This window comes from Streptomyces sp. NPDC049627 (assembly GCF_044465645.1).
Lineage (GTDB): Bacteria > Actinomycetota > Actinomycetes > Streptomycetales > Streptomycetaceae > Streptomyces.
Genome location: NZ_JBITLW010000002.1, coordinates 148423 through 168774 on the forward strand (window position 1 = coordinate 148423; position 20352 = coordinate 168774).

General features: G+C 70.7%; 23 protein-coding genes and 1 tRNA gene. 18 read left to right on the top strand and 6 right to left on the bottom strand.

Features of this window, described 5'->3' with window-relative positions; genetic code table 11:
* Window positions 1-429 precede the first annotated feature (429 nt).
* The 5 genes from ACIBU0_RS05620 to ACIBU0_RS05640 all read left to right on the top strand — a co-directional run bounded on the left by ACIBU0_RS05620 (window position 430) and on the right by ACIBU0_RS05640 (window position 3059).
* Window positions 430-1101, top strand: coding sequence for an HdeD family acid-resistance protein (locus ACIBU0_RS05620; RefSeq protein WP_398812112.1), 672 nt, complete (start codon window positions 430-432; stop codon window positions 1099-1101).
* Between the two features lie 86 nt (window positions 1102-1187).
* Complete coding sequence (locus tag ACIBU0_RS05625; protein ID WP_398812115.1) at window positions 1188-1517, top strand: hypothetical protein; 330 nt, start codon at window positions 1188-1190, stop codon at window positions 1515-1517.
* A 47-nt stretch (window positions 1518-1564) separates the two neighbouring features.
* A complete protein-coding gene (locus tag ACIBU0_RS05630) occupies window positions 1565-1690 on the top strand; it encodes a hypothetical protein (protein ID WP_398812118.1) in 126 nt (41 codons plus the stop codon).
* Between the two features lie 319 nt (window positions 1691-2009).
* Window positions 2010-2306: a type II toxin-antitoxin system VapB family antitoxin gene (locus ACIBU0_RS05635; protein ID WP_003999914.1), complete on the top strand. Its 297-nt coding sequence runs from the start codon at window positions 2010-2012 to the stop codon at window positions 2304-2306.
* Between the two features lie 111 nt (window positions 2307-2417).
* Entirely contained in the window at window positions 2418-3059 is a 642-nt protein-coding gene (locus tag ACIBU0_RS05640; RefSeq protein ID WP_398812121.1) for a LytR C-terminal domain-containing protein, read from the top strand.
* 107 nt (window positions 3060-3166) lie between these two features.
* On the opposite strand, the gene upp is transcribed toward ACIBU0_RS05640, so the two are convergent.
* On the bottom strand, window positions 3167-3802 hold the full coding sequence (upp, locus tag ACIBU0_RS05645) for a uracil phosphoribosyltransferase (RefSeq protein ID WP_398812124.1): 636 nt from the start codon (window positions 3800-3802) through the stop codon (window positions 3167-3169).
* 138 nt (window positions 3803-3940) lie between these two features.
* On the opposite strand from upp, the gene ACIBU0_RS05650 reads away from it, so the two are divergent.
* The 9 genes from ACIBU0_RS05650 (at window position 3941) to ACIBU0_RS05690 (ending at window position 9252) form a co-directional block, all read left to right on the top strand.
* Window positions 3941-4159: a hypothetical protein gene (locus tag ACIBU0_RS05650; protein WP_398812127.1), complete on the top strand. Its 219-nt coding sequence runs from the start codon at window positions 3941-3943 to the stop codon at window positions 4157-4159.
* 316 nt (window positions 4160-4475) lie between these two features.
* Window positions 4476-5006, top strand: coding sequence for a hypothetical protein (locus ACIBU0_RS05655; RefSeq protein WP_398813953.1), 531 nt, complete (start codon window positions 4476-4478; stop codon window positions 5004-5006).
* Window positions 5007-5080: 74 nt separating this feature from the next.
* Entirely contained in the window at window positions 5081-5512 is a 432-nt protein-coding gene (gene tadA, locus ACIBU0_RS05660; RefSeq protein WP_398813956.1) for a tRNA adenosine(34) deaminase TadA, read from the top strand.
* A 67-nt stretch (window positions 5513-5579) separates the two neighbouring features.
* A tRNA-Ser gene (locus ACIBU0_RS05665) sits at window positions 5580-5664 on the top strand.
* Between the two features lie 85 nt (window positions 5665-5749).
* Window positions 5750-5926 carry a hypothetical protein gene (locus ACIBU0_RS05670; protein ID WP_398812129.1) on the top strand — a complete coding sequence of 59 codons (177 nt, stop codon included), beginning with the start codon at window positions 5750-5752 and terminating at the stop codon, window positions 5924-5926.
* A 22-nt stretch (window positions 5927-5948) separates the two neighbouring features.
* On the top strand, window positions 5949-6242 hold the full coding sequence (locus tag ACIBU0_RS05675) for a Dabb family protein (protein ID WP_398812132.1): 294 nt from the start codon (window positions 5949-5951) through the stop codon (window positions 6240-6242).
* Between the two features lie 153 nt (window positions 6243-6395).
* The gene (locus ACIBU0_RS05680) at window positions 6396-7280 is read left to right on the top strand and encodes an RNA polymerase sigma factor SigF (RefSeq protein WP_398812135.1); all 885 of its coding nucleotides are present in this window, start codon (window positions 6396-6398) and stop codon (window positions 7278-7280) included.
* Window positions 7281-7547: 267 nt separating this feature from the next.
* Window positions 7548-8459 (top strand): RNA polymerase sigma factor SigF, encoded by a 912-nt coding sequence (locus ACIBU0_RS05685; RefSeq protein WP_398812138.1) that lies wholly within the window; start codon window positions 7548-7550, stop codon window positions 8457-8459.
* 49 nt (window positions 8460-8508) lie between these two features.
* Window positions 8509-9252: a hypothetical protein gene (locus ACIBU0_RS05690; RefSeq protein WP_398812140.1), complete on the top strand. Its 744-nt coding sequence runs from the start codon at window positions 8509-8511 to the stop codon at window positions 9250-9252.
* Between the two features lie 29 nt (window positions 9253-9281).
* On the opposite strand, the gene ACIBU0_RS05695 is transcribed toward ACIBU0_RS05690, so the two are convergent.
* A complete protein-coding gene (locus ACIBU0_RS05695; protein WP_398812143.1) occupies window positions 9282-9479 on the bottom strand; it encodes a hypothetical protein in 198 nt (65 codons plus the stop codon).
* 206 nt (window positions 9480-9685) lie between these two features.
* Between ACIBU0_RS05695 and ACIBU0_RS05700 the strand changes: the two genes are divergently transcribed.
* From ACIBU0_RS05700 to ACIBU0_RS05715, 4 genes are all read left to right on the top strand, one after another.
* Window positions 9686-10135 (top strand): MarR family winged helix-turn-helix transcriptional regulator, encoded by a 450-nt coding sequence (locus ACIBU0_RS05700; protein WP_398812146.1) that lies wholly within the window; start codon window positions 9686-9688, stop codon window positions 10133-10135.
* 47 nt (window positions 10136-10182) lie between these two features.
* On the top strand, window positions 10183-12696 hold the full coding sequence (locus ACIBU0_RS05705; RefSeq protein ID WP_398812149.1) for an MFS transporter: 2514 nt from the start codon (window positions 10183-10185) through the stop codon (window positions 12694-12696).
* Window positions 12697-12787: 91 nt separating this feature from the next.
* Complete coding sequence (locus ACIBU0_RS05710) at window positions 12788-13612, top strand: YceI family protein (protein ID WP_398812152.1); 825 nt, start codon at window positions 12788-12790, stop codon at window positions 13610-13612.
* Between the two features lie 4 nt (window positions 13613-13616).
* Window positions 13617-14087: a PPOX class F420-dependent oxidoreductase gene (locus ACIBU0_RS05715; RefSeq protein WP_398812155.1), complete on the top strand. Its 471-nt coding sequence runs from the start codon at window positions 13617-13619 to the stop codon at window positions 14085-14087.
* A gap of 92 nt (window positions 14088-14179) precedes the next feature.
* On the opposite strand, the gene ACIBU0_RS05720 is transcribed toward ACIBU0_RS05715, so the two are convergent.
* From ACIBU0_RS05720 to ACIBU0_RS05735, 4 genes are all read right to left on the bottom strand, one after another.
* Entirely contained in the window at window positions 14180-14947 is a 768-nt protein-coding gene (locus ACIBU0_RS05720) for a TetR/AcrR family transcriptional regulator (RefSeq protein WP_398812158.1), read from the bottom strand.
* A 128-nt stretch (window positions 14948-15075) separates the two neighbouring features.
* A complete protein-coding gene (locus ACIBU0_RS05725; protein ID WP_398812161.1) occupies window positions 15076-16575 on the bottom strand; it encodes an MFS transporter in 1500 nt (499 codons plus the stop codon).
* A 97-nt stretch (window positions 16576-16672) separates the two neighbouring features.
* A complete protein-coding gene (locus tag ACIBU0_RS05730) occupies window positions 16673-18889 on the bottom strand; it encodes an ArnT family glycosyltransferase (RefSeq protein ID WP_398812164.1) in 2217 nt (738 codons plus the stop codon).
* A complete protein-coding gene (locus ACIBU0_RS05735; RefSeq protein ID WP_398812167.1) occupies window positions 18886-20349 on the bottom strand; it encodes a glycosyltransferase in 1464 nt (487 codons plus the stop codon). The genes ACIBU0_RS05730 and ACIBU0_RS05735 overlap by 4 nt, the downstream gene beginning before the upstream one ends.
* Window positions 20350-20352: the final 3 nt, after the last annotated feature.

The window sequence follows — 20352 nt, forward strand, 5'->3', positions numbered from 1 at the left end:
CGTCGGCTTGTTGCCTGCCCGGCGTGGGGGCTGGGCGGGGTGGGCTCGCTCGTCCGCGCTGGCGGGGTGCCGCTGCGCCCACCCGTGCCGCCCCAGCGGCACGACTGCCCGCAGCTAGGCGGGCACAACAGCCGGTAGCCCCCCCCCCGCACCCGCGGTCGCCCGCGGCGGGCAGGGGCCGTGCCGGGGGGTGTCCGCCCGCAGCGGCGGGCGTCAACACACAGCACCTCTTGAGCCCCGGCAACCGCCCGACCGAGGACGGACACCCCCCGGCACGGCCCCGCCCCACACCGCCCTCAGGCGCTACGCGAACCCCCACCCACCCCGCACAGGCCGCCGCAGGCATCCCGCCCACCCGCCGGACGCACCCGTCATTCGAGTGGCCCGCCCCCAATGGCGCCGCAAGCCGCCCCGTTCGCAGCATGGACCATGAGCGAGGCACCGACCGGCTCTCCCTGGGGCCGGGACTACGACGACCGCCGGGTCCACTCCGGCCATCCACCCGGGCCCGGCATGCCCCACGAGCCCGAGCCTCCCCTCGAAGGCGCCCTGCACGCCCTGTCCCGAGCCGCCTGGCAGGTCGTGCTGGTCACCGGCGTCGCCTCCCTGGTCCTGGGCATCCTGATCCTCGTATGGCCGGACGTCTCGCTCTTCGTCTCCGGCGTCCTGTTCGGCCTCTACCTCCTCATCAGCGGCGTCTTCCAGCTGATCGCCGCCTTCGGCACGCACAAGACGACCTCGCTGCGCGTGCTGGCCTTCATCAGCGGCAGCCTGTCGATCATCCTCGGCCTGTTCTGCTTCCGCCGCCCGATGCAGTCGATCCTGCTGCTCGCCCTGTGGATCGGCATCGGCTGGCTGATCCGCGGCATCACCCAGACCCTGGCCGCCGCCTCCGACCGTTCCATGCCGGCCCGCGGCTGGCAGATCTTCCTCGGCGTCGTCACCACCGTCGGCGGCATCGTGCTGATCGACGCCCCGATCGAGTCGATCACCGTGCTCACGCTGCTCGCCGGCTGGTGGCTGGTGGCGGTCGGCGCCGTGGAGATCGTCACCGGGATCCGGATGCGCAAACGGGCCCGCGAGATCCCGCACGAACTGTGACACGCGCCCCGCACCCCTACGCCGAGCGGGCGGATCTCCCGCCCGACGCGATGAACGCCGTACGGCCACCGGGGAGATGACCTCCCGTGAGCAGCGCGCGAAGCTTCCCCCGCAGCCGTACCTGGCTGCGCGTCCTCGTGCTGCTGCTCGCCCTCCTGGTGCCGGGCGCCCACGCCCAGGTGCACGCCCTGCCCGCCGTGGCCGAGGTCTCCGGCGAGGCCGCCGAGCAGGACGTCCTGGACACGGTCCTGCGGCCACCGGCCCGCACCGACCGGCGAAGCCCCGTACGGCTGCTTCCCGCACCCGTGCCCGCGCCGAAGCAGGCGCCCGGCGACCCGGCGTGCCACCCCCGTTCCGCGCCGCCGCGGCCGCCCTACGTCCCGCACATCCTGCGCACTGTGGTCCTGCGCTGCTGACAGACCCCGGCAACGAGGTCAGTCAGTACGACACGAGGAGCACAGCCATGCCCACCGACCCCTATGCGGTCCTGCGCGCCCTGCTGCGCGCGGAGGCCGTACGCAACACACCGAAACCTCAGGTGAAGCAGGAGAAGCCGCAGCAGCCCCCGAAGGAGCGGGAGCGCGGCTGACACCGGCGCGGCGGAGGCACGACTCCCACCGGAGCAACGGCCTCCGCCGCACCGCCCCGAGGGCCGTCCGGGTGATCTCGTACGCCGACTCCCCCTCCACAGCGTGTGCATACGACCCGCCGAGCACAGCCCCCGTCACGAGACGTGGATGGCGGCCCCTCCAGGGCCAACCGGCTTCCGTTCGGGCCCGTTCCGGCTTCCGATCCGGCCACGGTTCCCTCACACCTCGCCGCTTCGCACCGGTCTGCGACACTTTTTCCAGCGCTGCACTCCGTCGCCATGGCTGCGCCCGGAACGTCAGGACCGGTAGGCTTTCCGTGTGATCTTCAAGCGCATCGGAAACGGCCGGCCGTACCCCGACCACGGCCGGGAAAGCACCCGGCAGTGGGCGGACGTCGCGCCGCGCCCGGTCCGCCTCGATCAGCTCGTGACGACCAAGGGCCAGCTCGATCTGGAAACCCTGCTCGCCGAGGACTCGACGTTCTACGGCGACCTCTTCGCGCACGTCGTGAAGTGGCAGGGCGACCTGTATCTGGAGGACGGCCTGCACCGCGCGGTGCGTGCGGCACTGCAGCAGCGTCAAGTGCTGCACGCGAGAGTCCTGGAACTGGACTGACCCCGGGCCGCGCCCCGGCAGGTCGACCTGTTGCCCCTTTTGGGTTGGACTGAGCGGCATCGAATGATCATCTAGTAGGCATCGCCGCTCGGGCGCACTACGCTGCGCCCCATGAGCATGCTGACTCCCCCGGGCATGGGCGGCCAGTACCGAATTCGGGGGAACAAGTACCCGCGAATGCGCCGGCCCCGGCGACGCGGCAGGCTCGTCGTCATGGCCGTCGCCTCCGTCGCCGTACTCGGCATGATGGGCTGGGGCACGCTGCAGCTCATCGACGTCTTCACCGGCAACGGCGGAAAGGCTTCTGCAGTCGGCCCGAAGTCCGACTGCTCGACCGGGGCGACCCCCTCGGCCACCGCCGCGGTTCGCCTGCCCGAGCCGGGCGGCATCACCGTCAACGTCTTCAACGCCACCACCCGCAGCGGGCTCGCCAAGCAGACGGCGGACGAGCTGAAGAAGCGGGGCTTCAAGATCGGTGACGTGGGCAACGCGACCGAGAAGTTCGACAAGAAGGTCAAGGGCACGGGGATACTCCTCGGCCCGACCACGTCCGAGAACACCTCACTGCCGGTCCTCGCCGCGCAGCTCGCCTCCGTGGAACGCCGGGCGGATGCGTCCCGCAAGGGCAGCGACGTCGACCTGATCCTCGGCAACGGGTTCAAGAACCTCACGAGCAAGGCGGACGCCGACAAGGCGCTGGCCGCGCTGGCCGCGCCGAAGCCGACGTCCACGTCGTCGAAGCAGAGCTGCTGAGAAGGCAGCGCCGTCGCGCCGCAGGGGTGCGGTTGTGTCGCGGCTGCGGGTCCGTTGTGGCTGGTCGCGCAGTTCCCCGCGGCCCTTGGGGGGCGTTCCCCCGGCCCCTACTCGGCCGCGCCGTAAAGCCGATCCCCGGCGTCTCCCAGGCCCGGCACGATGTACCCGTGCTCGTTCAGGTGGTCGTCAACCGCCGCCGTCACCACCGTCACCGGCGTCCCCGCCAGCTCCCGCTCCATCAGCTCGACACCCTCGGGCGCGGCAAGCAGCACCACGGCCGTGACATCGTCGGCACCCCGCTTGATGAGCTCCTGGATCGCCGCGACCAGCGTCCCGCCCGTCGCGAGCATCGGGTCCAGGACGTACACCTGGCGCCCGGAGAGGTCCTCCGGCATGCGCGTGGCATACGTGGAGGCCTCGAGCGTCTCCTCGTTGCGGATCATGCCCAGGAAGCCCACCTCGGCCGTCGGCAGCAGCCGGACCATGCCGTCCAGCATGCCGAGGCCGGCCCGCAGGATCGGCACGACCAGGGGGCGGGGACGGGACAGCTTGACGCCGGTGGTGCGGGCGACCGGAGTCTCGATGTCGATCGCCTCCGTGCGCACGTCCCGCGTGGCCTCGTAGGCGAGCAGGGTGACCAGTTCGTCGGCGAGCCGGCGGAAGGTCGCGGAGTCGGTGCGCTGGTCGCGCAGCGTGGTGAGCTTGTGGGCGACCAGGGGGTGGTCGACGACGTGGAGACGCATGTCCACAACAGTAACCGGGCCGGGTGGGCCCGGCGTCCTCACACGCGGCAAGCCCAGGGCCAAAGCATCACCCGAACGCTGGCATCAAACCGCCCATCGGAGGGAAAGTGGGAGGGACGTACCGGGGGTGGTGAGCCTATGCCTGATCCTGAGTCCCCAGCAGATCCCACGACTGGTCCCGCTGCGGGTCCCCCGCAGGACACGCAGGGGGAGACCGACGCCGCGCGCCGCCGGCGCCGGGCCCAGTTCCTGCGGGAGCTCGCCGAGGCCCGCGAACTCCGGGACCGCGTCCAGCCGCGCCGCGCCAAGGCGGCCCGCCTGCGGCACGCGATGCGCATGCGCACGTTCCGCTGGTAGAGCGAGCCGCGCGGGAAGATCCGCGGCTCTCGGGGGCACTTGGGCGGCGGGCGTGCGTGGACACCTGGAAAAGCCGCGTACGATCCGCACGTGGCGGCAACGAGTGTGCTGGTGAGTCCTTCACGGACGTGCTCGCGGAACCCCGCGGGCCAACGCGATCAAAACTGCCGGACACAGGGAGCCGAAGACGTCCCCTGAACGCCTTGTTTCTGCCACGATTCCGAGTGGGTGGGCCTCGGACCCCGAGCCTCCCCGCCCGCAACCTCCGCCGGGGGGAAGCCCAACCGGCACGCCTATGACCAGTGGGAGAGTCACGGTGTACTTCGCCGCACTGCTCGCGCGCACCGAAGACGGGTGGGAAGCGAGCGACACAGAGCTCGACGATGTGGAGACCCTGTCGGATCTGGCCGACCTGGCCCGTGAAGCCTCGCCCGAGGACGACACGGTGCTCGTGCTCATCGAGCAGGAGGACGCGTGGTTCGGCGTCGTCCGCGTCGACGGCGAGGACGACCCTCGCATCTACGTCTCGGACGCCGCCGCCGCTGCCCGCAGCAGCTACGGCGAGATCCTGCTCACCGACGAGTTGCTCGGCCGGGAGCCCGGGGACGACGGCCCCGACCTGGACGCCCTCGATCTCGACGGCACCGAGGAGCCGGACGGCGACTCCGACGACGACGAGGACGGCGGGGCCGCCGAGGCGGTGCCGCACAGCCCCGTCGGCGACAGCGAGATCCTCGACGACCTCGGCGTCAGCGAGAAGGAGCTGAAGGCCCTGGACGCCGACGACGCGCTCAGCGCGATCGCCGAGGCGCTGGGGGCCTCGGAGGTGCTGGAGACCGTCCGCTGACCTCGTTCGACCAGGGGTCGGCGCCCGAGGTGCCCCAGCCGCCCGACCCCGTACGTGACCGCTGGCGGGCCGCGATGCGGCTCGCCCTGGACGAGGCCGAACTGGCCGTCCGGGGCGGGGACGTCCCCGTCGGCGCCGTCGTGCTGTCCGCGGACGGGACGACCGTGCTCGGCGTCGGCCACAACGAGCGCGAGGCGACCGGTGATCCGACCGCCCACGCGGAGGTGCTGGCCATTCGCAGGGCCGCGGCCAAGGCGGGGGAGTGGCGCCTGTCCGGCTGCACGCTCGTCGTCACGCTGGAGCCGTGCACCATGTGCGCGGGCGCCATCGTGCAGTCCCGCGTGGACCGGGTCGTCTACGGCGCCCGGGACGAGAAGGCCGGCGCGGCGGGCTCCCTCTGGGACGTCGTACGCGACCGGCGGCTCAACCACCGCCCCGAGGTGATCGAGGGCGTGCTGGCCCAGGAATGCGCCCGTCTCCTCACGGACTTCTTCCGAGGTCGGTGAAGGGCGGCGTCCTGGGCCGCGAATACCGATTTCAGAGCAGGGCCCACCGTGCTGTAAGGTCTCCCTCGGTAGCGTGTCCGAGCGGCCGAAGGAGCTCGCCTCGAAAGCGAGTGTGGCGCAAGTCACCGAGGGTTCAAATCCCTCCGCTACCGCTCTCCAGAAGGGCCCCGTCGAAAGACGGGGCCCTTCGTGCGATCATGTGCGGTCGTTGGGACAAAAGTGACTGGGGAGGCCGCGATGGCGGTGAACTCGAAGAAGGCCGCCGTCTATGTGCTCGTGGTCTTCGTGCTCTACGTGATCATCACGGACCCGGCCAAGGCCGCCGACTACGTCCAGATAGGCTTCGAGGGCATATCGGACGCCGCCAAGGCCATCGGCGAGTTCTTCACCTGGCTCGCAGACGGGGCCCAGTAGGCCCTACCTCCCGGGAGTGCCCATGATCCGCCACCTCGTCCTCTTCAAGCTCAACGAGGGCGTCGAGCGCGACGACCCGCGGGTCGTGGAGGGCGTCGAGGCCTTCCGCTCGCTCGAGGGCAAGGTCCCCGGCATCCGGCACTGGGAGCTCGGCTGGAACATCAGCGACCGCCCCATCGCCTACGACTTCGCCATCAACTCCGCCTTCGACGACCCGGCCGCCCTGCGCACGTACGTCGAGCACCCCGAGCACCAGGCGGGCGTCACCCTGTGGCGGGAGTTCGCCACCTGGGTGATCGCCGACTACGAATACTGAGCCACGGCACGTTCCCCCCGCAGCCCTCCGCCGGAACGGCGGGGGGCTTTCGCGTGTCTTACGAGCTGATTCATCCCTCAACACGGGATTATGCGGTGCTTGAACACAATGAACTGTCTTGTGATGCTATGACCGCTTTTGACGGATGAGTTGATGGATCACGAGGTGGAGTTGACCGTGCCGGCCAGTACTGCGCCTCAAGCCCCGAGCCCGCAAGCCCCCACCTCGCAAACCCCCGGTCAGGAGGAACCTCCCGTAGCCGCGCCGCCCCGCAGTCGTGGTGCCGACACCCGGGCGCTCACCCAGGTGCTCTTCGGCGAGCTCAAGCAGCTGAAGCCGGGCACGCCGGAGCACAACCGCGTGCGCGGGGCGCTCATCGAGGCCAACCTCCCGCTCGTGCGCTATGCGGCCGCCCGCTTTCGCTCCCGCAACGAGCCGATGGAGGACGTGATCCAGGTCGGCACCATCGGGCTCATCAACGCCATCGACCGCTTCGACCCCGACCGGGGCGTGCAGTTCCCGACCTTCGCGATGCCGACGGTGGTCGGCGAGATCAAGCGGTACTTCCGCGACAACGTCCGCACGGTCCACGTACCGCGCCGGCTGCACGAGCTGTGGGTCCAGGTCAACAGCGCGACCGAGGACCTGACCACCGCCTACGGACGCACCCCCACCACCGCCGAGATCGCCGAGCGGCTGCGCATCACCGAGGACGAGGTGCTGTCCTGCATCGAGGCCGGGCGGTCGTACCACGCCACCTCACTGGAGGCCGCGCAGGAGGGCGACGGGCTGCCCGGGCTGCTGGACCGGCTCGGCTACGAGGACCCCGCCCTGGACGGCGTGGAGCACCGGGACCTGGTCCGGCACCTGCTGGTCCAGCTCCCCGAACGCGAACAGAGAATCCTTCTCCTGCGCTACTACAGCAACCTCACCCAGTCGCAAATCAGTGCGGAACTCGGGGTCTCCCAGATGCACGTTTCGAGGCTACTCGCCCGTAGCTTCCAGCGGCTGCGTTCGGCGAACCGGATCGACGCGTAACCGCAAACAGGAGCGACCGGTAACCGTCGCGAGCGAATCGCTCACCAGGGCGGATCCCGACAGTTCTGCGTTGAAAAGCCGTCAGACCCCGTTTATCCAGGGCGGATTCAAGTCTCACATGTCGACATGTCACTACAGCGTGTTGCCGACATGTGACATTCTTCGGGAAGCGCGTTTGCCGTGGCTTCGGCTCCGGTATTCAGGTGAAGGCTGGCGTTCCTCGATCGGAGCGTTCGCCATACCGTCCCGCGACCCAAAGGGGGTGGCATGTCCGCAGACCAGGGCAGCTCGAAGGTGCTCACGCTCACGAAGAGCGAGTCCGCGCCCGACGCCGCGCTCGACGACGTTTCGGCCCTTGAGGCCCTCCCGGCCCCGGCCCTGCCGGCCGCTGACGTCCCGGCCTTGCCGGCCTCGGCGAACATCGACACCCGCACCCTGTCCCGCTCCCTGTTCCTGCGGCTCGCCGCCCTGGACGAGAACAGCCCCGAGCGTGCCTACGTCCGGGACACCCTGATCGAGCTCAACCTCCCGCTCGTGCGCTACGCGGCAGCCCGCTTCCGCTCGCGCAACGAGCCGATGGAGGACATCGTCCAGGTCGGCACCATCGGCCTGATCAAGGCGATCGACCGCTTCGACTGCGAACGGGGCGTGGAGTTCCCGACGTTCGCGATGCCGACGGTCGTGGGCGAGATCAAGCGCTTCTTCCGCGACACGTCCTGGTCGGTGCGCGTCCCGCGCCGCCTCCAAGAGCTGCGCCTCGCGCTCACCAAGGCCAGCGACGAGCTCTCCCAGAAGCTGGACCGCTCGCCGACGGTCACCGAACTCGCCACCGTGCTGGGCGTGTCCGAGGAGGACGTCGTCGACGGCCTCGCGGTCGGCAACGCGTACACGGCCTCCTCGCTGGACTCCCCCGCCCCGGAGGACGACGGCGGCGAGGGCTCCCTGGCCGACCGGCTCGGCTACGAGGACACCGCCCTCGAGGGCGTCGAGTACCGCGAGTCCCTCAAGCCCCTGCTGGCCAAACTCCCGCCCCGTGAGCGGCGGATCATCATGCTGCGCTTCTTCGCCAACATGACCCAGTCGCAGATCGGCGAGGAGGTCGGCATCTCCCAGATGCACGTCTCCCGGCTGCTGACGCGGACCCTGGCGCAGCTGCGCGAAGGCCTCATCTCCGACTGAGCCGTTCCGGCCCCTTCATAATTGACGGAGCGTCAGCCACCATGGCCGGATGCTTCGCTCACCCCGCACGACATGGACACATGGCCGTCGGTGCGCCCTGCTCGGCGCGTCGGCGGCCGTCGTCTGCCTGGGCGGGGTGACAGCCGCGTGCGGAGGCGGCGGGGGCGGTGACGGGTACGTCGCGACCGGGGCGGCGGGCGGGCCGTCGAGGCTCTCCGGTACGGCGGTCCTGCCGACGGGCGGGGTGACGCTGGTGCCGCTCGACGGGCCGACGGGCGGGGGCGGCAGCGGGGACGACCGGGGTGGCGGTGCCGGCGGCTCCCGCGGGCGGGACGGGCGTCAGGTGACGGTGACGCCCTCACCGACAGGGGCGGAGCGCTCCGGCCCACCGATGGGCGAGGCCTCAGGACCCACGGTCACGCCGACCGACTCCAGTGCCCCGCCGGGCAGTTCACCCACGTCCTCGGCGCCCGCGCCACCCGACGCGCCCGCACGGCTCGGCGTGAGCGACCCGGCACGCAAGCCCGCCGACCAGCGCTGGTGCGAGAAAGTGACGCTCGTCTTCCACAACTCCGGCGGCACAGACGTGCGTTCGGGCACCGTCACCTTCGGCACCCACATCATCGGCGCGCTCGGCATCGACTGGGCGACGATCGAGTCGACGGAGCAGCTCCCGGCGCCGATCGGGGCCGGGGTACGCAAGGAGAAGACCTGGACGGTGTGCGTCGAGGCCTGGCGCGTGCCGCTGGGCATGCACATCGAGACGCGGGACGTCACCGTCCGGTGGAAGTAGGGGACGTACGCCCTGCTGGGACGTACGCCCTACTTCGCGAACGCCAGCCAGGCCACCGCCGCGACGACCGCCACGGCGACGACGACGCCGAGGATCAGGCCGATGCGGGGGCCGCCGGAGGACGCCTGCTGCCGACCGCCCTGCGGGCCCTCGTCGACGAAGGCGCGGAACATCTGGGTGCTGCCTGCGGGGTCGTGGTTGCCCTGGGGGCCGTGGGTGTTAGCCATGGCCTGAGACCCTAGCGAATCCGCCCGTTCGGCCCAAGTGGGGGCCGCGGCCCTGCGCAGGGGGCCACAGAGCCCACCCCACCTGCACATTTACGGCCGCAATACTTGCCTTTGCCAAGTTTTTGCGGCGCACCCCTCCCTGTTTATTTGCCTGTAGCAACCAAACAGCTCTATGGTTGCCCTAAGCAACAAATACGGGAGGTGTGATGGCCGAGCAGGCGCAGTACGAGGAGCTGGTCCGCCAGTTCAGCGCCTTCGGCGCCGTGAAGCGGGAGATGGGACGCACGCTGCCGTCCGACTGCCCCGCCGGTTCCGCCGCCGTACTGACGTTGCTGGCCCGCCACGGGGAGATGCGCATGAGCAAGCTCGCCGAGCTGCTCGCCGTGGACATGTCGGTCACCAGCCGCCATGTCGCCCACGTCGCCGAGCGCGGCTGGATCGAGCGCTCCCCCGACCCGGCGGACAAACGCAGCCGCATCCTGCGCCTCACCCCGGCGGGTGAGGCGCGGGTCCGGGAGATGTCCCGGCGGACCACGCACCTGCTCGCCGAGCGGCTGAGCGACTGGACCGACGACGAGGTCGCCCAGCTCACCCGGCTCATGGCCCGGCTGAGGGCCAGCTTCGACGACTGCCGTACACCCGCGATCACCCCGTAACCGCCACTGAGCCACAGAGCCAGAGAGCCAGTAAGAGAAGGAAGCCCATGGCAACGACCACACCATCCGGTGTGCGGGCCCACGCCAAGCACTCAGGAGGCCCGCCCGCGCACGGCGCTCCGATGTCGCACCGGCAGATCATGGAAGCGCTGACCGGGCTGCTGCTCGGCATGTTCGTGGCGATCCTGTCGTCGACGATCGTCTCCAACGCCCTGCCCGACATCATCAAGGACCTCGGCGGCGGCCAGAGCGCCTACACCTGGGTGGTCACCGCGTCGCTGCTGGCGATGACCGCGTCCACGCCGCTGTGGGGCAAGCTCGCCGACCTCTTCTCCAAGAAGCTGCTGATACAGCTGGCGCTGGTCGTCTTCGTGGCCGGTTCCGCGGCGGCGGGCCTGTCCCAGAACCCGGCCATGCTCATCACGTTCCGCGCGGTGCAGGGCATCGGCATGGGCGGCCTGTCCTCGCTCGCCCAGATCATCCTCGCGGCGATGATCTCCCCGCGGGAGCGCGGCCGCTACAACGGCTACCTCGGCGCCACCTTCGCCACCGCCATGGTCGGCGGCCCGCTGATCGGCGGCGTCATCACCGACACCGACTGGCTCGGCTGGCGCTGGTGCTTCTACGTCGGCGTGCCCTTCGCCGTCATCGCCCTGATCGTGCTCCAGCGCACCCTGCACCTCCCGGTCGTCAAGCGGAAGGTCAAGGTCGACTGGGCGGGCGCCTTCTTCATCACCGCCGCGGTCTGCCTGCTGCTGATCTGGGTGACCTTCGCCGGGGACAAGTACGACTGGCTGTCCTGGCAGACCTACGCGATGACCGGCGGCGCGCTCGCGCTGCTGCTGATCTTCGTCTTCGTGGAGTCCAAGGCGAGCGAGCCGATCGTCCCGCTGCGCCTGTTCCGCAACCGCACCATCACGCTCGCCTCGCTGGCGTCCCTCTTCGTCGGCATCGCGATGTTCGCCGGCACGATCTTCTTCAGCCAGTACTTCCAGCTGGCGCGGAACGAGTCGCCGACCATGTCCGGCGTCCTGACCATCCCGATGATCGTCGGCCTGTTCATCTCGTCGACCGTCTCCGGGCAGGTCATCACCCGCACCGGCCGCTGGAAGGCGTGGCTGCTCGCCGGCGGTGTGCTGGTGACGGCGGGCCTCGGGCTACTGGGCACGATCCGCTACGACACCGAGTACTGGCACGTGGCGATCTTCATGGCCCTCCTCGGCCTCGGCGTCGGCATGATGATGCAGAACCTGGTCCTGGCGACCCAGAACCAGGTGGACCCGAGCGACCTGGGCGCCGCCAGCTCGGTGGTGAACTTCTTCCGCTCCCTCGGCGGCGCCATGGGCGTCTCGGCGCTCGGCGCGGTCCTCAGCCACCGCATCACCCACTACGCCGAGGAGGGCCTGACCAAGCTCGGCGTGCAGGGCGGCTCCTCCGGCCACGGTGAGATCCCCGACCTCGACGCACTGCCCGGCCCGGTGCGCACGGTCATCGAGAGCGCGTACGGCCACGGCGTCGCGGACGTCTTCCTGTACGCCGCGCCGATCGCCTTCCTCGCCCTGGTGTTCTCCCTGTTCATCAAGGAGGTTCCGCTGAAGACGAAGGGCGCGCTGGCGCAGGCCGCCGAGTCAGGGACGGCGGAAGCCACCGAGGCTCCCGCGCAGGCCGTCCCCGAGGAGCGGTCCGTCCCGAGCTGGGCCGCCGCCACCTCGGACACGGAGACCGCTGCCGACGGCACCCAGAAGCTCGCCGCGGTCGCCACCGTGGCCCCGCCCGAGGAGACGTCCGGCCCGTCCGGCGGCGTCCCGGTCCGCGGCTTCGTCCGGGGGGCCGAGAGCGCGCCCGTGCCGCAGGCCGCGGTCACGCTGATCTCCCTCGCCGGACGGCAGCTCGGCCGGTCGGTGGCGCAGGCCGACGGTGGGTACGCCGTCGACGCGCCGGGCACGGGGTCGTACGTCCTGATCGCCTCCGCCGACGGCTTCCAGCCGCAGGCGTCCACGATCGTCGTGAACGGCGACGAGCCGCTGGCCTACGACATCCTGCTCAGCGGCACCAGCGGGCTGAGCGGTGTGGTCCGGGCCGCGGAGAACGCGTTGCCGGTGAAGGACGCGATGGTGATCGTCACCGACGTCCGCGGGGATCTGCTGGCCACCGCCGCCACCGGTGAGCAGGGCGAGTTCGGCTTCGCCGAGCTGGTGCCGGGTGCCGTGACCGTCGCGGTGAACGCCGCCGGGTTCCGGCCGCACGCCCTGCCCGTCGAGATCGGCGGCACCGGGGTCACCCGGATCGAGGTCGACCTGGAGGCCGGCGCCCAGGTCCAGGGCGTCGTAAGGGCACCGCACGGCCCGCTGGCCGACGCGCGGGTCACGCTGGTCGACGCCGCGGGCAACGTGGTCGGCACGGCGACGACCGGCACGGACGGGGCGTACGCCTTCACCGACCTGGACGGCGGCGAGTACACGGTCATCGCGACGGGCTACCCGCCGGTGGCGACGGCACTGACGGTCACCGGCCGCGGCGTCGACGACCACGACATCGAACTCGCCCACCCGGGCGAATAGTCGGACCCCGGCCCGTGGCGGGCGGCGCGCTCTGAGCGGAGGTGCGCCGCCGCCACGGGCCGGTTTCTTTGAGCTTGAGGAGTGACCTGAGATGGGACTGACCGCGAGGATCCGCACCCGGGACGGATGGGCCGTGTCGCACGCGGTCGTCACCGTGACCGACATGACCGGAGCGCAGGTGCTGCGGTCGGAGGCGGACGCGGAGGGGGCCGTACGGGACCCCAATCCGCTGCCCGCGGGGGCATACACCGTCATCGTCACCGCCGTCGGCTACGCGCCCGCCGCCGCGAGCGCCCTCGTGACGGCGAGCGGCCGGGCCGAGGTCGGCACGGTGACACTGGCACGGCAGGGCGGCACGGAGCTGCCGCCGCCCGGGCCGTGGACCGTCGACCCGGCGCACTCCAGCGTGGCCGCCGTCGCCCAGCACCTCGGGATCTCCAGCGTGCGGGGTCGTTTCACCGACTTCACGGGCGCCGTCGAGATCGCGCCGGACGACGTCACCAAGTCCCGGGTGGAGGCGGTGATCCGGGCGGACTCGATCGACACGGGGAACGGCATGCGGGACGGGCATCTGAAGTCGCCGGACTTCCTGGATGTGGAGCGGTATCCCGAGATCACGTACCGCTCGACAGGGCTGACGGCTGCCGTGGGTTCCGACCGGTGGAGGGTGCACGGGGAACTGGGCATGCACGGTGTCGTACGGCCGGTTGACCTGGACCTCGCGTATCTGGGGACCGGGGCGGACCCGTGGGGCGGGACGCGAGCCGCGTTCCGGGCGACGGCGGAACTGCACCGGGACGACTTCGCGATGAACTACAACCAGGTGGTGCAGGCGGGCATCGCGGCCATTGGTACGACGTTGAAGGTCGAGCTGGACATCCAGGCGGTGCAGGGGGAGTCGCTGCCCCTAGGGTGAGGCCATGGCACCGAACATCGCGACGAACACGCGCGTCTCGCTCGAAGAGCTGCTGGATTTCGTACGGCCCCGTCATCGCGCGATTCTGCTGACCAGGCGGGCGGACGGCAGCCCGCAGGCCTCGCCGCTGACCTGTGGGGTCGACGACTCGGGGCGGATCGTGGTGTCCACGTATCCGGAGCGGGCCAAGACGCGGAACGCGAAGCGGGATCCGCGGGTGAGCGTCCTTGTCATCAGCGACGACTGGAACGGGCCGTGGGTTCAGATCGACGGGTCGGCCGAGGTCGTCGACTCGCCGGAGTCCGTGGAGCCGCTGGTCGAGTACTACCGGAACATCGCCGGGGAGCATCCGGACTGGGACGAGTACCGGGCGGCGATGGTGAAGCAGGGGAAGTCGATCATCCGGGTGACGCCGGAGCGGTGGGGGCCGGTGGCGACCGGTGGGTTTCCGGCGCGGCTCGTTGAGGGGGACTGAGGGTCGCCTGATAGCTCGGGTGGCTCAGTAGGTGTGCGACTGCGGGTTGTATGTGGTTGATCGCGCAGTTCCCCGCGCCCCTGAAGGGGGCGCTACTCGCCCCCGGCCTTTTCGACCATCGCCTCGATGCCCGCCACCAGCAGGTCCAGGGCGAAGTCGAAGTCGCGCTCCCACATCTCCTCGACCGTGTCGCCGCCTCGGGCCTCCATGAGTTCCGCTGCGTCCTGGACGATTTCGGCGGCTTCCGGGGACTGCGTCACCGTGCTCATGGCGTGGTGGAAGTAGTCGTCGGGGGTCATGCCGAAGGCGGCGCTGCGGGCGATGAAGTGGCCCTCGATCGTGCCGAAGCCGTACACGAACTGGAAGACGGCCGAGATGGCGGCCACCAGGCCGTGCGCGGGCAGGCCGGTCTTGCGGATGATCCGCTGGATGAGGCGGGAGAAGGCGAGGCTGTTCGGGCCGATGTTGATGTAGGTACCGATCAGCGGCGAGAGCCACGGGTGGCGGACCAGCAGCTCGCGGTACCCGCGGGCCACCGCGCGCAGCTGGATCCGCCAGTCCTCGTGGGACTCCGGGTCGGGCAGCGTGAGCTCGCCGAAAGCGGCGTCGAGGGCGAGTTCGAGGAGGTCGTCCTTGGTGTCGACGTACCAGTAGACGGACATCGCGGTCACGTTCAGCTCGGCGGCCAGCCGCCGCATGGAGAACTTGGCCAGCCCCTCTGCGTCCAGCAGCCGGACGGTCGCCGAGGTGATCCGCTCCCGGTCGAGACCGGAGGGCTGTCCCCCGCCGCGTCCGCCCCGCCGGGCTTTGCCCGCCAGCCAGACGCTCGTACGCGCGGACCGCTGAGCTGCCCTAGCCATGGCGCACCTTCCTCGACTTCCGTGAACTGATCAAGATGCTAGGCGCGAACGCCCTCAAAGGGGCGCGGGGAACTGCGCGATCAACCACACACAACCCGCAGTCGCCCACCACCACATGACCCGAGCTCTTAGGCGATGTCTACCCGCTCAGCCCTGCGCAGCAGACCCGCCGCGACCAATCCCCCGGCCAACACAGCCCCCGCCCCCACCAACTGACTGGTCTCCAGGCCGGAGGCAAACGCGTCCATGATCCGCTCCTTCTCGGCGGAGCCGCCCGCTTCGGCCAACGCCCCCGGCAGGGACACCGCCGCGACCGGAATCAGCGCCGCGAAGCGCGAGTTGAGGACCGCCCCGAGCACCGCGACGCCCAGCCCCTGCCCGAACTCCGCCACCGTGCCGTTGATGCCGGCGCCGATACCGGCCTTCTCCGGCGGAATCGCGCTCATGATCGCGTGCGCCATCGCGGGGCTGGCGATCGCGGCGCCCGCCCCGATGAGCACCAGGCCCAGCAGGGTGCCCGGGTAGCCGTGCTCGGTGAGCGTCGCGATGGAGACGAGGCCCGCGGCCATCGCCGTCATGCCCAGGCCGATGGAGACGGGGGTACCCAGCTTGCCCGACCACTTCGCCGACAGTCCGGTGAAGTTCAGGGCCACGATCATCAACGCCAGCGGCGCCGTGCGCAGCCCCGCCTCCAGGGGCCCGTAACCGAGGACGAACTGCATGTGCTGGGTGAGCAGGAAGAGCGATCCACCCATCCCGAAGGTGATCAGCACGGCACCCGCGACGGCTCCCGTGAACCGCCGGTTCCGGAAGAAGTGCATGTCGAGCATGGGGTACGGGATCCGGCTCTCCCAGTACGCGAAGGCGCCCAGCACCACGACCGCGACGGTGGCCGTCGCCAGCACCCGGCCGGACGTCCAGCCGTGCTCGGGTCCGGAGATGATCGCGAACACCAGGGACGCCATGCCGATCGTGGACAGCAGGGCGCCGAGGAGGTCGGGCCGGTCGCCCTGGGGGTTCTTGGATTCCGGCACCAGCATCACGACCGCCACCAGGCCGAGCGCCGCGACGGGCAGGTTGATCAGGAAGATCGCACCCCACCAGAAGTGGTCCAGCATGAAGCCGCCGATGAGCGGCCCTGCCGCGAAGCCCAGGGAGTTCACGGCCGCCCAGATGCCGATCGCCTTGGGCTGCTCCTCGGGCGTGAAGATCTGCATCGCCACGGCGAGCGTGGTGGTCATCAGCAGTGCGCCGCCGATCCCCATACCGGCCCGTGCGGCGATCAACTGGCCGGAGCTGTCCGCCAGCCCGGCCACCAGCGAACCGATGCCGAACAGGGCGAGGCCCGTCGCCAGCATCTTCTTGCGGCCGTAGCGGTCGGCGGCGCTGCCCGCGGTCAACAGCAGACCGGACTGCACGAGCGAGTACGCGTTGATCATCCACTGGATGTCCGAGGTGGCGGCGCCCAGTTCGCTGGTGAGCGAGGGGATGGCCACGTTCAGGATCGTGTTGTCGAGCAGCACGGTGAGCTGCGCCAGACAGATGACACCGAGGATCAGCCAGCGTTGGGGGTGGCCTTGGGCCTGGGTCTCGGCCGCCGGGGCCTGTTCCTGGGGGGATGTCGTCATGTTGTACACCGTAGAACAGCCCCTATACGGCGTACAACGGAATTGGAATTGCGCGTAGGGGCGGCGGCCCGAGCCACCGCCCCTACGAAGGCGATCGTCAGCCGTCGCTCTTCGGCTGCGTCAGGTCGTAGAAGGTGGTGCCGTCCACGGTCACCGTCTCGAAGTTCTCCTGGACCCAGGAGCTGATCTGCGAGGAGGTGCCGTTGCTGTTGCCACCCATGCCGCCGCCGCTGCCGCTCGCGATGAAGTAGTGGATCTTGCCGTCCTCCACGTACTTCTTGAACTCGGCCGGCGTCGGGGACGGGTCGGTGCCGTTGAAGCCGCCGATCGCCATGACCGGTTCGCCGGTGGCGAGCTGGTAGCTCGCGGCGTTCTGGGCGCCGATGGCCGCGGCCGCCCAGGTGTAGTCACCGGCGTTCTTCTCCAGCAGCGCCTTGGCCTCGTCGCTGACGCCGGCGCCGTTGAGGAGACCGCCCATGCCGCCGGCGCCGCCCATGCGGCCGCCGTCACCGGTCTGACCGCCAGGGCCGCCCTGCTGATTCTGAGTGCTGCCATTGCCGTTCTGCTGACCGGGCATGCCCCCGCCGGGGAAGCCATTGCCGTTCTGCTGGTTCTGACCCTGACCCTGGCCCTGGCCCTGGGTGGTGCCGTTGCCGTTCTGCTGACCCGGCATACCGCCGCCCGGGAAACCGCCGCCACCGGGGCCGCCACCACCGCCCGGGCCGCCACGGCCGCCCGCGACCGCGGGACCCGCGGTGACGATCGAGCCGGTGTGGCCCTCGTTCGCCGTGGTGAGGGTGTACGCCGCAGGGCCGGCCAGGGCGGCGGCGAGGCCCAGCCCGACGACGCCCAGGGTCAGTCGACGTCCCAGCTTCCCGGCGAAGACCAGGCCCAGCGCGGCGGCCAGACCGCCGACCAGGACCAGCCACTTCAGCCAGGGCAGGTAGTCGGAGGAGCGGTTGAGCAGGACGTAGCCCCAGGCCGCGGTGGCCGTCATCGCGCCGGCCAGGGTGAGCGACGCCCACGCCTCGTCCCGCTTCTCCCAGAGCAGCGCCGCGCCCATGCCGATCAGCGGGGCGATGTAGGGGGCGAGGGCCACGGTGTAGTACTCGTGGAAGATGCCCTGCATGTAGCTGAAGACCAGCATGGTGGTGACCAGCGCGCCGCCCCAGACGAGGAACGACCCGCGCGTCACCGACGTGCGCTTGGCCCCGCGGGTGGCCACCAGGGCCGCGACCAGCAGGATCAGCGCGGCCGGGATCAGCCAGGAGATCTGGCCGCCGATGCCGGCGCCGAACAGCCGGTCCCAGCCGGTCTCGCCCCAGTTGCCGCCACCGTTGCCGCCTCCCCCGCCACCGCCGACGCTGCCGGTCTCGTCGCCGTTGAGCCGGCCGAGGCCGTTGTAGCCGAACGTCAGCTCCAGGAAGGAGTTGTTCTGCGAGCCGCCGATGTACGGGCGGGAGGAGGCGGGCCACAGCTCGACGATCGCGACCCACCAGCCGCCGGAGACGACGATCGCGGCCAGGCCCGCAGCGAGCTGACCGATCCGCTTCTTCACCGGCACCGGCGCGCACACCGCGTAGACGATGGCCAGCGGCGGCAGGATCAGGAAGGCCTGGAGGGTCTTGGCGAGGAAGGCGAAGCCGATGGCCGCACCGGCCCACACCAGCCACTTCGTCCGGCCGTCCTCCAGGCCCCGGATGACGAAGTAGCAGGCCACGGCCATCAGCAGGGCCAGCATCGCGTCCGGGTTGTTGAAGCGGAACATCAGCGCCGCGACGGGGGTGAGCGCGAGCACCCCGCCCGCGATCAGGCCGGCCGCGGGGCTGAACCGGCGGCGTACGGCGGCGTGGACCACGGCCACCGTGCCGACGCCCATGAGGACCTCGGGGAGCAGGATCGCCCACGAGCCGAGGCCGAAGAGGCGGACGGACAGGGCCATCGGCCACAGGGAGGCCGGGGGCTTGTCGACGGTGATGGCGCCCGCTGCGTCCAGCGACCCGAAGAAGAACGCCTTCCAGGACTGGCTGCCGGCCTGAACGGCCGCCGAGTAGAAGGAGTTGGCGTAACCGGAGGCGCTGAGGTTGTAGAGGTAGAGGAGGAACGTGGCGAGCAGGAGGCCGAGAAAGGCCGGGCGCGCCCAGCGCGGGTCCTCGGGCCGGCCGCGCCACAGCCGGCGTACGAAGGGCTGCTTGGGTTCACCGGAGCCGGGGGCCGGTGCGGCGGAAGGGGGCGTCGAGGGCGGGGCCCAGGAGTCGGGACTCGCTGCTCTGCCGTTGCCGTCGGTTGTCGTCCGGTCGTAGTGGATGGTCATCGGGAGTCCCTCGAGTCGGTGTCGTGCGGGCGCACCGGCTGCAACTGCACGGTGGCGTCCCGCCAAGGGCCGTCCGCGGCTGCACCGGCGCGGAACTGTGCGGTGTCGTACGTGTGCTGGGGTGTGCGGTGCGGCAGCGTGCCGAAGGTCTGCGGGTACGGCTGGGTGGAGTACGTCGGCGAGGACGGGGTGTGTGCGGCGATCGCCGTCGGCGGTGTGTCCTGCCGGTCCGGGAACACCCACGCCCGGAAGAGCAGGAAGCGCAGCACCGTCGCCGCGAGGTTGGCGGCGATCAGGACCGCCAGTTCGGTGGAGTGGGCGGGGTCGCTGCTGGCCGCGTTGAGGGCGGCGAGCGAGCCGCTGGTCAGGGCGAGTCCGATGCCGAAGACGACCAGGCCCTGCGCCTGGTGCCGTACGGCGCCGCCGCGGCCGCGCACTCCGAAGGTGAGGCGCCGGTTGGCGGCCGTGTTGGCGATGGCGGAGACCAGCAGCGCGAGCGCGTTGGCGATCTGCGAGCCGGTGAAGACCCGGAAGCCGCTGTAGAGGAGGAGGTAGAAGACAGTGGACAGGCCGCCGACGACGCAGAAGCCGACGAGCTGACGGGCCAGGCCCTTGGGTACGTCCTTGATCTCGCGGTCGCGCGGGTCGTCACCGAAGGGGCGGGTGAGCCGGTCCAGCGGGAGCGAACCGGTGGCCAGGGCCCTGCCGACCCGCCACACGCCCTTGAGGTCGTCGGTCGCCGTCTTCACGATGTGGACGGTCGATTCGGGGTCGTCGACCCAGTCGACCGGGACCTCGTGGATACGCAGTCCCGCGCGCTCGGCGAGCACCAGCATCTCGGTGTCGAAGAACCAGCCGGTGTCCTCGACGAGGGGCAGCAGCACCTGCGCGACATCCCGCCGGATGGCCTTGAAGCCGCACTGGGCGTCCGAGAAGCGGGCCTGCAGCGAGCCGCGCAGGACGAGGTTGTAGGCGCGGCTGATGAACTCCCGCTTGGGCCCGCGGACGACGCGGGAGGCGCGGGCCAGCCGGGAGCCGATCGCCAGGTCCGAGTGACCGGAGATCAGCGGTGCCACCAGGGGCAGCAGGGCGTTGAGGTCGGTGGACAGGTCCACGTCCATGTAGGCGAGGATCGGGGCATCCGAGGCGGACCAGACGGTCCGCAGCGCCCGGCCGCGGCCCTTCTGCTCCAGCCGGAAGGCCTTGACCTCCGGGATTTCCGCCTCCAGCCGCGACGCCACCTGGGGGGTGGTGTCCGTCGACGCGTTGTCCGCGATCGTGATGCGGAACGCGTACGGGAAGGTGCGCTCGAGGTGCTCGTGCAGTCTCAGCACACACGGCTGGAGGTCCTTCTCCTCGTTGTAGACGGGGATCACTACGTCCAGGACAGGCGTACCGGCGTCTCCGGCCGGGAGGTGCTCCCGCGCCGGCAGGGTGCCGGAAGAAGAGTCGGTTCGCATGCG

Coding starts and splice junctions, on each gene's coding strand:
- ACIBU0_RS05650 (WP_398812127.1), top strand. CDS start 3,941: ATGCCTGATCCTGAGTCCCCAGCAGATCCCACGACTGGTCCCGCTGCG.
- tadA (WP_398813956.1), top strand. CDS start 5,081: ATGCGGCTCGCCCTGGACGAGGCCGAACTGGCCGTCCGGGGCGGGGAC.
- ACIBU0_RS05675 (WP_398812132.1), top strand. CDS start 5,949: ATGATCCGCCACCTCGTCCTCTTCAAGCTCAACGAGGGCGTCGAGCGC.
- ACIBU0_RS05735 (WP_398812167.1), bottom strand. CDS start 20,349: ATGCGAACCGACTCTTCTTCCGGCACCCTGCCGGCGCGGGAGCACCTC.
- ACIBU0_RS05715 (WP_398812155.1), top strand. CDS start 13,617: ATGGCACCGAACATCGCGACGAACACGCGCGTCTCGCTCGAAGAGCTG.
- ACIBU0_RS05670 (WP_398812129.1), top strand. CDS start 5,750: ATGGCGGTGAACTCGAAGAAGGCCGCCGTCTATGTGCTCGTGGTCTTC.
- upp (WP_398812124.1), bottom strand. CDS start 3,802: ATGCGTCTCCACGTCGTCGACCACCCCCTGGTCGCCCACAAGCTCACC.
- ACIBU0_RS05685 (WP_398812138.1), top strand. CDS start 7,548: ATGTCCGCAGACCAGGGCAGCTCGAAGGTGCTCACGCTCACGAAGAGC.
- ACIBU0_RS05640 (WP_398812121.1), top strand. CDS start 2,418: ATGAGCATGCTGACTCCCCCGGGCATGGGCGGCCAGTACCGAATTCGG.
- ACIBU0_RS05720 (WP_398812158.1), bottom strand. CDS start 14,947: ATGGCTAGGGCAGCTCAGCGGTCCGCGCGTACGAGCGTCTGGCTGGCG.
- ACIBU0_RS05700 (WP_398812146.1), top strand. CDS start 9,686: ATGGCCGAGCAGGCGCAGTACGAGGAGCTGGTCCGCCAGTTCAGCGCC.
- ACIBU0_RS05695 (WP_398812143.1), bottom strand. CDS start 9,479: ATGGCTAACACCCACGGCCCCCAGGGCAACCACGACCCCGCAGGCAGC.
- ACIBU0_RS05690 (WP_398812140.1), top strand. CDS start 8,509: ATGCTTCGCTCACCCCGCACGACATGGACACATGGCCGTCGGTGCGCC.
- ACIBU0_RS05730 (WP_398812164.1), bottom strand. CDS start 18,889: ATGACCATCCACTACGACCGGACGACAACCGACGGCAACGGCAGAGCA.
- ACIBU0_RS05630 (WP_398812118.1), top strand. CDS start 1,565: ATGCCCACCGACCCCTATGCGGTCCTGCGCGCCCTGCTGCGCGCGGAG.
- ACIBU0_RS05680 (WP_398812135.1), top strand. CDS start 6,396: ATGGATCACGAGGTGGAGTTGACCGTGCCGGCCAGTACTGCGCCTCAA.
- ACIBU0_RS05620 (WP_398812112.1), top strand. CDS start 430: ATGAGCGAGGCACCGACCGGCTCTCCCTGGGGCCGGGACTACGACGAC.
- ACIBU0_RS05725 (WP_398812161.1), bottom strand. CDS start 16,575: ATGACGACATCCCCCCAGGAACAGGCCCCGGCGGCCGAGACCCAGGCC.
- ACIBU0_RS05705 (WP_398812149.1), top strand. CDS start 10,183: ATGGCAACGACCACACCATCCGGTGTGCGGGCCCACGCCAAGCACTCA.
- ACIBU0_RS05710 (WP_398812152.1), top strand. CDS start 12,788: ATGGGACTGACCGCGAGGATCCGCACCCGGGACGGATGGGCCGTGTCG.